The sequence below is a fragment of the Pseudomonas sp. LS-2 genome, from assembly GCF_003605735.1.
In the GTDB taxonomy this organism is placed as follows: domain Bacteria; phylum Pseudomonadota; class Gammaproteobacteria; order Pseudomonadales; family Pseudomonadaceae; genus Aquipseudomonas.
The window spans coordinates 70434-83804 of the sequence record NZ_QXTJ01000008.1 but is presented as its reverse complement, the minus strand read 5'-3'; the positions used below and the strand labels follow the sequence as shown (position 1 = coordinate 83804).

At 60.9% G+C, this 13371-nt stretch carries 12 protein-coding genes; all 12 read left to right on the top strand.

The features are described 5' to 3' along the window. Nucleotides 1-852 precede the first annotated feature (852 nt). The 12 genes from ccoN (at nucleotide 853) to D3M70_RS04665 (ending at nucleotide 12922) form a co-directional block, all read left to right on the top strand. Nucleotides 853-2295: a cytochrome-c oxidase, cbb3-type subunit I gene (gene ccoN / locus D3M70_RS04720; protein ID WP_120124751.1), complete on the top strand. Its 1443-nt coding sequence runs from the start codon at nucleotides 853-855 to the stop codon at nucleotides 2293-2295. Beyond that, the gene (ccoO, locus tag D3M70_RS04715) at nucleotides 2295-2906 is read left to right on the top strand and encodes a cytochrome-c oxidase, cbb3-type subunit II (protein WP_120124749.1); all 612 of its coding nucleotides are present in this window, start codon (nucleotides 2295-2297) and stop codon (nucleotides 2904-2906) included. The genes ccoN and ccoO overlap by 1 nt, the downstream gene beginning before the upstream one ends. Nucleotides 2907-2911: 5 nt before the next feature. Beyond that, a complete protein-coding gene (locus tag D3M70_RS04710; protein ID WP_062385661.1) occupies nucleotides 2912-3103 on the top strand; it encodes a CcoQ/FixQ family Cbb3-type cytochrome c oxidase assembly chaperone in 192 nt (63 codons plus the stop codon). Next, nucleotides 3100-4080 carry a cytochrome-c oxidase, cbb3-type subunit III gene (gene ccoP / locus D3M70_RS04705; protein ID WP_120124747.1) on the top strand — a complete coding sequence of 327 codons (981 nt, stop codon included), beginning with the start codon at nucleotides 3100-3102 and terminating at the stop codon, nucleotides 4078-4080. Before D3M70_RS04710 ends, ccoP begins: the two co-directional genes overlap by 4 nt. 395 nt (nucleotides 4081-4475) lie before the next feature. Then, nucleotides 4476-5802, top strand: a 1327-nt coding sequence (gene ccoG, locus D3M70_RS04700) for a cytochrome c oxidase accessory protein CcoG (RefSeq protein WP_256659705.1), incomplete at its 5' end; no start/stop codon positions are given. Between the two features lie 12 nt (nucleotides 5803-5814). Continuing rightward, entirely contained in the window at nucleotides 5815-6348 is a 534-nt protein-coding gene (locus D3M70_RS04695; protein WP_120124743.1) for a FixH family protein, read from the top strand. 4 nt (nucleotides 6349-6352) lie between these two features. Beyond that, complete coding sequence (locus tag D3M70_RS04690; protein ID WP_120124742.1) at nucleotides 6353-8803, top strand: heavy metal translocating P-type ATPase; 2451 nt, start codon at nucleotides 6353-6355, stop codon at nucleotides 8801-8803. Between the two features lie 24 nt (nucleotides 8804-8827). Continuing rightward, nucleotides 8828-9043, top strand: a complete 216-nt coding sequence (gene ccoS, locus D3M70_RS04685) for a cbb3-type cytochrome oxidase assembly protein CcoS (protein ID WP_120124740.1) — start codon at nucleotides 8828-8830, stop codon at nucleotides 9041-9043. A gap of 174 nt (nucleotides 9044-9217) precedes the next feature. After that, nucleotides 9218-9913: a sulfite exporter TauE/SafE family protein gene (locus D3M70_RS04680; protein WP_120124739.1), complete on the top strand. Its 696-nt coding sequence runs from the start codon at nucleotides 9218-9220 to the stop codon at nucleotides 9911-9913. Nucleotides 9914-10072: 159 nt separating this feature from the next. Continuing rightward, a complete protein-coding gene (gene hemN / locus D3M70_RS04675) occupies nucleotides 10073-11455 on the top strand; it encodes an oxygen-independent coproporphyrinogen III oxidase (RefSeq protein WP_120124737.1) in 1383 nt (460 codons plus the stop codon). A gap of 119 nt (nucleotides 11456-11574) precedes the next feature. Beyond that, nucleotides 11575-12309, top strand: a complete 735-nt coding sequence (gene fnr / locus D3M70_RS04670; protein ID WP_120124735.1) for a fumarate/nitrate reduction transcriptional regulator Fnr — start codon at nucleotides 11575-11577, stop codon at nucleotides 12307-12309. Between the two features lie 64 nt (nucleotides 12310-12373). Continuing rightward, nucleotides 12374-12922 (top strand): adenine phosphoribosyltransferase, encoded by a 549-nt coding sequence (locus D3M70_RS04665; protein WP_120124733.1) that lies wholly within the window; start codon nucleotides 12374-12376, stop codon nucleotides 12920-12922. Nucleotides 12923-13371: the final 449 nt, after the last annotated feature.

Sequence of the window (13371 nt, the reverse complement as noted above, 5' to 3'; positions counted from 1 at the left end):
CGTTCCGCCGCTTGCAATCTTCCAGACAGGTACAGAATCAACTGCCGGCGCCAAGGTCGAGCGTTGAAAGATGGCGACCATGAAGATGCCCGGACACGACAGCCACGGTTCAGCTTCAAATATTTACCCTGCCATGGCACTTCGGAAAAAAGCTCCGACGCCCTGAGCGCCCCAAACCACACACAACCGGGCGGTTTCATCATCGGTACAGGCTTTTTCATCCGGTTCCGGTCGATCAACCGCGACGATCGCCGGCCTTTCCTGCCAGCTCGGGCCAAATTTTTGGGCAGTTAAAAAGTGCAATCGTCGACGGCTTTTGTATACAACTTTAGGTGTAGAAACATCCTTCCAAAGCACAGGGAACGTGGAAGGAGTAACGTTTCAGCGGTCTCCGAAAATTGTCCAGCGCCGTATCCCGCAACGGGATACGGCGGCTCGACATCCCCACGCGGCCAAGTGTCGCAGTTGTTCTTACGGCTTCCATCGCCGGCCAATCACGTCTAAGCTTGCCGTCATGGTGGTCCGGCGACAGCTGGCCACAGGTCCAGTGAAAGGATTGTGCACGACCCTCCTTCCCTCTTGCAGACAGACAGCACCGATCTGTTCGTCACCCGCAGGGTTGTATCCAGTTTCCGGCATTCACGCGCGCTGCCTCACTTGTCCTGTCTTCCCGTTCTGGCGGCCCACTCGGGCAACCCGATCCTGCGCGCCGTTGCGCAGCGGGTTGCCGAAATATCGCATCCGTCGTTCAGTCGTCCGTGTCGCACGCCCCTTATTGGCAAACGGTCTACGCTTATTTCGATGTTGCGGCTGTTACCACACTAATAAAATACCAAACCGTGGAACCTTAGAATGAGCACAGTAATCAGTCCGACTGCTTATAACTATAAGGTAGTCCGCCAGTTCGCCATCATGACGGTGGTCTGGGGGATACTTGGCATGGGGCTCGGTGTCTTCATCGCCTCACAACTCGTATGGCCCGACCTGAACTTCGGTCTCCCGTGGACCACCTTCGGACGCCTGCGGCCGCTGCACACCAACCTCGTGATTTTCGCCTTCGGCGGCTGCGCGCTGTTCGGCACCTCCTATTACGTGGTGCAGCGAACCTGCCAGACGCGATTGATCTCCGACGGCATGGCCGCCTTCCACTTCTGGGGATGGCAGGCGGTGATCATCGGCGCCATCGTCACCCTGCCGATGGGCTACACGACCACCAAGGAATACGCCGAACTCGAATGGCCGATCGCGATCCTGCTGGCCATCGTCTGGGTCACTTACGCGGCGGTGTTCTTCGGTACCATCGTCAAACGCAAGACCAAGCACATCTATGTCGGTAACTGGTTCTATGGTGCGTTCATCGTGGTCACCGCGATGCTGCACATCGTCAACCACATTTCCCTGCCGGTAAGCCTGTTCAAGTCCTACTCGGCCTACTCGGGCGCCACCGACGCGATGATCCAGTGGTGGTATGGCCACAACGCCGTGGGCTTTTTCCTGACCACGGGCTTTCTCGGGATGATGTATTACTTCGTGCCGAAACAGGCCGAGCGCCCGATCTACTCCTATCGCCTGTCCATCGTGCACTTCTGGGCGCTGATCACCCTGTATATCTGGGCCGGTCCGCACCACCTGCACTACACCGCCCTGCCCGACTGGGCGCAGTCGCTGGGGATGGTGATGTCGATCATCCTGCTGGCCCCGAGCTGGGGCGGCATGATCAACGGCATGATGACCCTCTCCGGCGCCTGGCATAAGTTGCGCACCGACCCGATCCTGCGCTTCCTCGTGGTGTCGCTGGCGTTCTACGGCATGTCGACCTTCGAAGGGCCGATGATGGCAATCAAGACCGTCAACTCGCTCTCCCACTACACCGACTGGACCATCGGCCACGTACACGCCGGCGCGCTGGGCTGGGTGGCGATGATCTCCATCGGCGCGGTCTACCACATGATCCCGCGCCTCTACGGCCGTCCGCAGATGCACAGCATCGGCCTGATCAACACGCATTTCTGGCTCGCGACCATCGGCACCGTGCTGTACATCGCCTCGATGTGGGTCAACGGCATCACACAAGGCCTGATGTGGCGTGCGATCAACGATGACGGCACGCTCACTTACTCGTTCGTCGAAGCGTTGCAAGCCAGCCATCCGGGTTACATCGTGCGCGCCCTGGGCGGTGCGTTTTTCGCCAGCGGCATGCTGTTCATGGCCTATAACGTGTTCCGCACGGTGCGTGCGTCGAACACCGAAGAAGCTGAAGAAGCCGCCCAGATCGCTGTCGTGGGAGCGCACTGATGATCCGACATGAAATGCTCGAAAAGAACATCGGCCTGCTGTCGATCTTCATGGTCATCGCCGTTGCCGTGGGTGGCCTGACCCAAATCGTTCCGCTGTTCTTTCAGGACGTCACCAACAAACCGGTGGAAGGCATGAAGCCGCGCCCGGCCCTGGAGCTGGAAGGCCGCGACGTGTTCATCGCCAACGGCTGCGTCGGCTGCCACTCGCAGATGATCCGGCCGTTCCGCGCCGAGACCGAACGCTACGGGCACTACTCGGTGGCCGGCGAAAGCGTCTGGGATCACCCGTTCCTGTGGGGCTCCAAACGCACCGGGCCGGACCTGGCCCGCGTTGGCAACCGCTACTCCGATGACTGGCATCGTGCGCACCTGTACAACCCGCGCAACGTGGTGCCGGAGTCGATCATGCCCGCGTATCCGTTCCTGGTGGAGAACAAGCTCGACGGCAAGCTCACCGGTCGCAAGATGGAAGTGCTGCGCAGCCTAGGGGTGCCGTACACCGACGAAGACATCGCCGGCGCCGGCGCAGCCGTCAAAGGCAAGACCGAAATGGACGCGCTCGTGGCCTACCTGCAAGGCCTGGGCACCCTCATCAAAAGCAAACGGTGATCGCCATGGATATCGGAATGATTCGAGGCCTGGGCACCGTCGTGGTGATGGTCGCTTTCATCGGTCTGGCGCTGTGGGTGTTCAGCCCCCGCCGCAAAGCCGAATTCGACGACGCGACCCTGCTGCCCTTTGCCGATGATCCCGAGGCCATCAAGCACCTCGAGCAAGCGAAAGCTTCCAGGAGCAACAAAGAATGACTACGTTTTGGAGCCTGTACGTCACTGTACTGTCGCTGGGCACGATTTTCTGCCTGACCTGGCTGTTGCTGGCCACCCGCAAGGGCCAGCGCGCCGACACCACCGAAGAAACCGTCGGCCACTCCTTCGATGGCATCGAGGAGTACGACAACCCGTTGCCCAAATGGTGGTTCATGCTGTTTGTCGGCACCATCATTTTTGCCTTGGGTTATCTGGCGCTGTATCCGGGTCTGGGTAACTGGAAAGGCCTGTTGCCCGGTTACGAGTACGCTGACACCGACAAGAAAATCGCCTTCTCCAACGGCCAGACAGGCTGGACGGGCGTCCATGAATGGGAGAAGGAAATGGCCCGCTCCGACGCACGTTTCGGGCCGATCTTCGCCAAATTCGCAGCCATGCCCATCGAAGATGTGGCCAAGGATCCGCAGGCGCTGAAAATGGGCGGTCGCCTGTTCGCGTCCAACTGCTCGGTCTGCCACGGCTCCGATGCCAAAGGTGCGTATGGCTTTCCCAATCTGACCGACGCCGACTGGCGCTGGGGTGGCGAGCCGCAGACCATCAAGACCACGATCATGGGCGGACGTCACGCCGTGATGCCGGCCTGGGGTGAAGTGGTGGGTGATCAAGGCGTTCGCGACGTGGCGGCCTTCGTGCTGACGCAACTGGACGGCCGCAAACTGCCGGACGACGCCAAGGCTGACCCGACGGCCGGACAGAAAATCTTCGCCGCCAACTGCGTGGCCTGCCACGGCCCGCAAGGCAAAGGCACTCCCGCCATGGGCGCGCCCGACCTGACGCACCCTGGTGCCTTCATCTACGGCTCGAGCTTCGCGCAACTGCAACAGACCATCCGGTATGGACGTCAGGGTCAGATGCCAGCGCAGGAACTGCTGCAAGGCAATGACAAAGTGCACCTGCTGGCGGCCTACGTCTACAGCCTCTCCCATGGGGATAAAGCGGCGGACGCGCAGGAGTGACGTGAAAGGAATCGGACGCGGTCTTCGCGTTTGATCTTGCCCGGACGAACGGATCGAACACTGCTCGACGCTTGTGATTCTGCCCGGAGGGCGTGGGAGCTGGCTTGCCTGCGATCGGCTGCGAAGCAGTCGTAAACATTGGCACCGCGACGTTTCAGGCACATCTCGCTGGCAGGATTTGCTGCCGCTACGCGCCAGATCGTCAGCAAGCTGGACTCCTACGCCCTACGGGCAGAAGCAGACCGCGTGATCACAGGGGTATGATAGTTTGCGACACCCAAGACAACGACCTGCGCCGGCACGTACTGGCCAAGGCATTTTCCACCGCCACGTGATGGTTCGATGAGCACGCCGCAATGAGCGAGCAAATACCGGTGCACAACGTCACTCCGCCNCTACACCCGGGCGTTCACCGGCATTTTCCGCAACCTGCGCATCGGCGGCGGCGTCGTGCTGTTCCTCTTGTATTTCGGCACGGTCTGGCTCGACTGGGGCGGTCATCAGGCGGTGTGGTGGAACCTTCCGGAGCGCAAGTTCTACATCTTCGGCGCGACATTCTGGCCTCAGGACTTCATTCTTCTGTCCGGCATTCTGATCGTCAGCGCCTTCGGACTGTTCTTCATCACCGTGTTTGCCGGTCGCGTCTGGTGCGGCTACACCTGCCCGCAGAGCGTGTGGACGTGGATTTTCATGTGGTGCGAAAAGGTCACCGAAGGCGACCGTAACCAGCGCATTAAACTGGACAAGGCGCCAATGAGCGCCAACAAGTTCACCCGCAAACTCGCCAAACACAGTTTATGGCTGCTGATCGGACTGGTCACCGGCCTGACCTTCGTCGGTTACTTCTCGCCAATCCGCGAACTGACCGTCGACTTCTTCACCGGCCAGGCCGATGGCTGGTCGTATTTCTGGGTTGGCTTCTTCACCCTCGCCACCTATGGCAACGCTGGCTGGCTGCGCGAGCAGGTGTGCATCTATATGTGCCCCTACGCTCGCTTTCAAAGCGTGATGTTCGACAAGGACACCCTGATCGTGTCCTACGACCCCCGCCGTGGCGAGAAACGTGGCCCGCGCAAAAAGGACCTGGACTACAAGGCCCAAGGCCTTGGCGACTGCATCGACTGCACCATGTGCGTCCAGGTCTGCCCCACCGGCATCGACATTCGCGACGGTCTGCAAATCGAGTGCATCGGCTGTGCGGCCTGCATCGACGCCTGTGACACCATCATGGACAAGATGAGCTACCCTCGCGGGCTGATCAGCTACACCACCGAACATAACCTTTCCGGGCAGAAAACCCACAAGCTGCGGCCCCGGCTGATCGGTTACGCGGTGGTGCTGCTGGTCATGATCGGCGTGCTGACCGGGGCGTTCTTCATGCGCTCGCTCGTGGGATTCGACGTCAGCAAGGACCGGGTGCTGTATCGCGAAAACGCTGAAGGCCGAATCGAAAACGTCTACAGCCTGAAAGTGATGAACAAGGATCAGGTCGACCACACCTACGTGCTCGACGCCACCGGCCTGCCGGATCTCAAGCTGCAAGGCCGCCGCGAGATCAAGGTGCCGGCCGGGGAAATCGCCACCCTGCCCGTGGAGTTGTCGGTCTCGCCGGAACAGCTGCCGTCGAGCACCAACGAGGTCCGCTTCATCCTCAAGGACATCGAGAACAGCGGCACCGAAATACAAGCCAAGAGCCGATTCATCGGCCCACAAGTTCGTTGAGAGAAGTCCGACATGACCGCAGCAACTGCCCCAAGCCCTTGGTACAAGCACCTCTGGCCGTGGATCATCATCGGGATTCTGGCCTGCTCGGTCACCCTGACCCTGTCGATGGTGACCATTGCCGTGAACAACCCGGACAACCTGGTGACCGACAATTATTACGAGGCGGGCAAGGGCATCAACCGCTCGCTGGATCGCGAGCTGCTGGCACAGACCTTGAATCTGCGCGCCGCCGTGACGCTCGACCAGGAGACTGGGGAAGCGGATCTGCGCCTGACCGGCGACAGCCAGCCCGAAACCCTGGTGCTGAACCTGATTTCACCGACCCAACCGGAAAAGGATCGCAAGATTGTCCTCGCTCGCAATCCCGCGCAGCCGGGACGCTACGTCGGGCAGATGAGCGACAGGGTCGAAGGCCGGCGTTTCGTCGAGCTGCTGGGGGTCGAGAACAGCCAGACCTGGCGCTTGTTCGAAGAAGAAGCCATCACCGGCGACAAGGATCTGATTCTCGGCGACGAGCCGATTCAGGGTGCGGAAAAGAAGTGATCTCGTGAACGCGCCTACCCCTTGCTTCCACTGCGCCCTGCCCGTCCCGCCCGGCGGCCGCTTCACAGCGGTTGTTCTGGGTGAAACCCGCGCGTTTTGCTGCCCCGGCTGTCAGGCCGTGGCGCAGGCCATCGTCGATGGTGGACTGCAAAGCTATTACAACCATCGCAGCGAAGCGTCGATAAATCCCCAGGCACTCCCGGCGCAAATGGTCGACGAACAGGCGCTCTATGACCGTCCTGACGTGCAGGCGCCCTTCGTGCGACACGACAACGACCTGGCAGAAACCACGCTGCTGATCGAGGGCATCAGTTGCGCGGCGTGCGGCTGGCTGATCGAGCGCCATTTGCGCACCCTGCCCGCCGTCGTCGAGGCCCGGCTGAACCTGTCCAGTCATCGGCTTCACCTGCGCTGGAGCGACGCGGATCTGGCGCTGAGCCGCGTATTGAACGAGCTACGCACCATCGGTTATGCGGCTCACCCTTATCATGCCGATCAAGCCACCGAGCAATTGGCCCGAGATAACCGGCGCAGCCTGCGTCAGTTGGGTGTCGCGGGGCTTCTGTGGTTTCAGGCGATGATGGCGACGATGGCGACATGGCCGGAATTCAACATCGACCTGAGCCCGGAAATGCACACCATCCTGCGCTGGGTGGCGATGTTTCTGACCACGCCAATCGTGTTCTACAGTTGCGCACCGTTTTTCAAAGGCGCATTCCGAGACCTGCGCACCCGTCACCTGACCATGGACGTTTCAGTTTCACTGGCCATCGGCCTGGCCTACCTCGCGGGAATCTGGACGGCGATCACCGGCGTGGGCGAGCTGTATTTCGACGCCGTGGGCATGTTCGCGCTGTTCCTGCTGACGGGTCGCTATCTGGAGCGTCGCGCCAGGGAACGCACCGCTGCCGCGACCGCGCAACTGGTCAATCTGCTGCCCGCGTCCTGCCTGCGCCTGAGCGAAGAGGGGCAAAGCGAACGTATCCTGCTCAGCGAACTGCGCGTGAACGATCATGTCCTCGTGCATCCCGGCGCGGTACTCCCGGCGGACGGCAGAATCCTGGCGGGTCAGTCCAGCGTCGATGAGTCGCTGCTGACTGGCGAGTACCTGCCGCAGCCGCGCACGCAGGGCGACGCTGTCACTGCGGGCACCTTGAACGTCGAAAGCATGCTGACCGTTCAGGTTCTCGCCCTGGGGCACGACACCCGACTGTCGGCCATCGTGCGCCTGCTGGACCGGGCGCAATCCGAAAAGCCGAGAGTGGCACAGATCGCCGACCGTGCCGCGCAGTGGTTTCTGCTGATTTCGCTGCTGTTCGCCGCTGGTATCGGCGTGATGTGGTGGCAGCTGGACGCGGACCGTGCCTTCTGGATCGTGCTGGCAATGTTGGTTGCCACTTGCCCTTGCGCGTTGTCGCTGGCCACCCCAACGGCATTGACTACCGCCACGGGCACATTGCACCGGCTGGGTCTGTTGCTCACCCGCGGCCATGTGCTCGAAGGCCTGAATCAGATCGACACGGTGATCTTCGATAAGACCGGCACACTGACCGAAGGCCGGCTGACACTCAGGGCCGTGCGCAGTCTGGGTTCGTTGAGCAGCGACGATTGCCTGTGCCTCGCGGCAGCGCTGGAACGCCGGTCGGAACACCCCATCGCTCGCGCATTCGGCACCACACCGCTGACGGCGACGGACGTCAGCAATGTGCCAGGGCTTGGGCTGGAAGGCAGGATCGAGGGGAAGCAGGTGCGCATCGGTCAGGCGGATTTCGTCTGCGCGCTGAGCGCCAGCCCGGTGCCGGCAATGCCGGACGAACACGGTCAATGGCTGCTGCTGGGAAACGATCACGAACTGCTGGCCTGGCTGGTGCTGGACGACCGGCTACGCGACGACGCGCCAGCGTTGATCGATGCCTGCAAGCAGCGCGGCTGGAGGACATTACTGTTGTCTGGCGACAGCTCACCAATGGTCGCCACGGTCGCCGCGCAACTGAAAATCGATGACGCACGCGGCAGCCTGCGGCCCGATGACAAACTCCGGATCCTCCAGCAACTCCGGGCCCAGGGCCACAAGGTGCTGATGCTCGGCGACGGGGTCAATGATGTGCCGGTACTGGCCGCCGCAGACATCAGTGTCGCGATGGGGTCGGCCACGGATCTGGCGAAAACCACCGCGGATGCGGTGTTGCTGTCCAATCGATTGCAGGCACTGGTTCAAGCGTTCGCGCTGGCGCGACGCACCCGGCGCATCATCCTCGAAAACCTAATGTGGGCCGGACTGTACAATGGCCTCATGCTGCCCTTCGCCGCACTCGGCTGGATCACACCGCTGTGGGCGGCAGCGGGGATGTCGGTCAGTTCGCTGGTGGTGGTGCTCAATGCGCTGCGCCTGACTCGCATGAAGGTCGATGGCGCGCCGGTCCGCGGTGGCGACCAGCGTCCGTTGCCCGCTTGATCACAAAGGATTTCCGGAGGCTTTATGCCCGCGCTGTACATCATGATTCCGGTGGCCCTGCTGATCGTAGCCGTGGCGATCTATGTGTTTTTCTGGGCGGTGGACAGCGGTCAGTACGATGACCTTGATGGCCCCGCCCACAGCATCCTGTTCGACGATCAGGACCCGGGGCATAAAGCGGGAGTGGATGAGGCGTCGGGCAAGGACGTCAGGCAATCGAATGATGAGAGGCTTGAATGAGCACTTCAGACGCTGCGGTGTTCCTGCCTGCGCCATCGCGGGCAAGCGCGCTCCTACCCTCGAGCGCATTCCCCTGTAAGAGCGCGATCGTGCAGTCCAAAGCATTCTCCTGTAGGAGCGCGCTTGCCCGCGACGACGTCGGTCGCCCCACCGCTGAAACATCAGGCGCACTCCATGCCTGAATCTTTACCGCAGCTTTTCCCCCAACTCCTCTCGGCGCTGATCCTCGGGCTGCTCGGCGGCGGGCATTGCCTGGGCATGTGCGGCGGTCTGATGGGCGCCCTGACCATGGCCATCCCCAAGGAGCAACGCAGCCGACGCTTTCGGCTACTGCTGACCTACAACGTCGGGCGAATCTTCAGCTATAGCTGCGCCGGATTGTTGATCGGTCTGGCGGGCTGGGCCGTCGCCAACAGTCCGGGGGCCATGGTGCTGCGAGTGATCGCCGCCTTGCTGCTGATCACCATGGGGTTCTACCTGGCGGGATGGTGGAGCGGGCTGACGCGCATCGAAGGCCTTGGCCGCTGGCTCTGGCGTTACATTCAACCCGTCGCCAGCCGCCTGCTGCCAGTCTCGAGCATGCCTCGCGCTTTATTGCTTGGTGCACTATGGGGCTGGCTGCCCTGCGGCCTGGTCTACAGCACCTTGTTATGGTCCGCCAGTCAGGGCAATGCGCTGTACAGCGCATTGCTGATGCTGGCTTTCGGCATTGGCACCTGGCCGGTCCTGATCGCCACGGGCCTCGCCGCCGAACGCACCACTGCACTTTTACGCAAACGAGGCGTACGGGTGGCAGGCGGTCTGCTGGTGATCCTGTTCGGCCTGTGGACCTTACCCGGCCCGCATCAGCATTGGTTGATGGGGCATTAGGCATCACTTTGGCCAGGATCTGCCCGAAGGCGTGGCGCCCACAGAATGAGGTGTATCGCGGGCAGGACTGGTGAAGACCCTCCATTGATTCAGATCAATAATCTGTATGTCCGGACTCCCTAAACTGCCTTTACCGCCAGCCTTTTCGGGAATGCCCGCATGCTCGACGACCTTCGTTGGGATTCTGAACTCATCCGCCGCTACGATCTGACAGGACCGCGTTATACGTCCTACCCCACTGCGGTGCAGTTTCATAATCAGGTGGGTGCATTCGAGCTGCTGCATGCCCTGCGCGAGAGTCGCAAGCATCTGCGACCGTTGTCGCTCTACGTGCACATCCCGTTCTGCGCCAACATTTGCTACTACTGCGCCTGCAACAAAGTCATCACCAAGGACCGGGGCCGCGCCCACGCCTATCTGCAACGCCTGCAGCAAGAGATTCAAATGATCGCGTGCCACGTCGACGGTCGTCAGGTGGTCGAACAGTTGCACTTCGGCGGCGGAACCCCGACGTTCCTCAGCCATGTGGAACTGCGCCAGCTCATGGCCCACCTTCGTCAGCATTTCACCCTGCTGGACGATCACTCCGGCGATTACGGCATCGAAATCGACCCGCGCGAGGCCGACTGGTCAACCATGGGCCTGCTCCGTGAACTGGGTTTCAATCGCGTCAGTCTCGGCGTGCAGGATCTCGATCCGCTGGTTCAGCGTGCCATCAACCGCTTGCAAAGCCTGGACGAGACCCGCGCCATCGTCGAAGCCGCCCGTACCTTGCAATTCCGCTCCGTCAACATCGACTTGATCTACGGACTGCCCCTGCAAACGCCGGACGGATTCGCCCGCACCGTCGATGAAGTCATTGCTCTGCAACCCGACCGCCTCTCGGTGTTCAACTATGCGCACCTGCCCGAACGCTTCATGCCTCAGCGCCGAATCGACACCGCGCAACTGCCCGACGCCGAACACAAATTGCAGATGCTCCAGCGCACCATCGAGCAACTGACAGAGGCCGGCTATCGCTACATCGGCATGGACCACTTCGCCCTGCCTGACGACGATCTGGCGATTGCGCAGGAAGAAGGCACGCTGCAACGCAACTTCCAGGGTTACACCACCCACGGGCATTGCGACCTGATCGGGCTGGGCGTTTCGGCCATCAGTCAGGTCGGCGACCTGTACACGCAGAACAGCAACGACCTGGCCGATTATCAGAACCTGCTCGGCAGCGATCAACTGGCGACCCACCGCGGGTTGACCTGCGACCCCGACGACCGTCTGCGACGCGCTGTGATCCAGCAATTGATCTGTCATTTCAGCCTGGATTTCGTTGGAATCGAAAACGCATTTGGCGTCGACTTTCGCGGCTACTTCAGCGATGTCTGGCCAAAACTGCTGGCAATGGCCAAAGACGGCTTGATCGATCTTGATCACCACGGCATCCGTGTGACGCCGGCCGGACGCCTGCTGGTACGCTCGATATGCATGGTTTTCGATGGGTATTTGAGCCTGCAAAATCGCCAGAGATTTTCCAGAGTCATCTAGAGAATTCCCGGTTACGCGGTGGGAATCATTTTTACGCCACGGAGGACGCGTGCTAGTCGGAGGGATACTCGTGCGTTACCCTTACGACTTATGTGTGTTTTCTTACAAGGAATTACCCGATGTCTGAGCCAGTAAAGTTGCGTGCTCATACCCAGGCTCACTGCAAGGATTGCAGCCTGGCCCCGTTGTGCCTTCCGCTTTCATTGAACATGGAAGACATGGACGCACTGGACGAAATCGTCAAACGCGGCCGGCCAATGAAAAAGGGGGAGTTTCTGTTCCGTCAGGGCGATGCTTTCGACTCGGTGTACGCCGTGCGTTCCGGCGCCTTGAAGACCTTCAGCCTCAGCGATGCAGGCGAGGAACAGCTCACTGGGTTTCACCTGCCCAGTGAACTGGTCGGTCTGTCAGGAATGGACGCCGAGGCTTACCCGGTGTCGGCTCAGGCGATGGAAACCACGTCGGTGTGCGAAATCCCCTTCGAGCGTCTGGACGAATTGTCGGTGCAACTGCCGCAGTTGCGTCGGCAGTTGATGCGGGTCATGAGCCGGGAAATCCGCGACGATCAGCAAATGATGCTCCTGCTCTCCAAGAAGACCGCCGATGAGCGCATCGCCACCTTCCTCGTCAACCTTTCAGCGCGCTTCCGGGCCCGCGGCTTTTCAGCCAACCAGTTTCGTCTGAGCATGTCGCGCAACGAAATCGGCAATTACCTGGGGCTGGCAGTGGAAACCGTTTCGCGGGTTTTCACCCGATTTCAGCAGAACGAGCTGATCGCCGCCGAGGGCAAGGAAATCCACATTCTCGACCCGATCCAGCTGTGTGCGCTGGCCGGTGGTTCGCTGGAAAGCTGATGGCGATAAGGCCCGGGCAGGCTTAGACTACGGCCTTTGTGCCAGTCTCCTGCCCGAGATCCTTATGATTTTCGACGAATTCAGCTTCAAATCCCTGATCCGCCCCGTGGTGGACTTTCCCAAGCCCGGCGTCATCTTCCGTGACATCACCCCGCTTTTTCAGTCGCCCAAGGCGCTGCGCCTGGTCATCGACAGCTTCGTCCAGCGTTACATCGACTCCGAATTCACCCACGTTGGCGCCATGGATGCGCGAGGCTTTCTGATTGGCTCGATCATCGCCTACGAGCTGAACAAGCCACTGGTGCTGTTCCGAAAACAGGGCAAATTGCCTGCGCACGTACTGGCCGAGGGTTATCAGACCGAATACGGCGAAGCGTTCCTGGAAGTCCATGCCGACAGCCTGTGCGATGGGGATTCGGTGGTGATGTTCGATGACCTGATCGCCACCGGCGGCACGCTGATCGCAGCGGCGAACCTGATCCGCCGCATGGGCGCGAAGGTTAATGAAGCGGCTGCGATCATCGATTTGCCGGAACTGGGTGGCTCGCAACGTCTGCAGGACATGGAAATCCCGACGTTCTGTCTGACGCAGTTTGCACTGACGGACAAGTAAATCAGCAGCACCGACACCTCTGTGGGAGCTGGCTTGCTGGCGAATGCGTAAGGTCTGCGACTGACCCACCGTAATCGCGGGCAAGCGCGCTCCTACGATGTTTTGGGCTCAATTCAGAAGCCCGGCAGGCAATAAAACTACGGTATTGCAGGACACGCCGAACGGCTTCTGCCCGGAGGGCGTGGGAGCCAGACTTGTCGGCGATCTGGCGCGCAGCGGCAGCAAAACCTGTGCATGCGGTGTGCCTGATGCACCGAGCTGGCTGATCTTACTGCCGGTGCCCGGCAGATCGCCGACAAGTCGGGCTCCCAGGCCCTCCGGGCAGAATCAAAAGCCTGTTCAAAGACGTCGTCGCCGGCCAGGCCTGCTGCTACAAAAACTACGGGATTGCTGGCGATGAGGAAGACACACCGCACCGCTTCTGGCCGAAGGCCGTGGGAGCCGGCTTG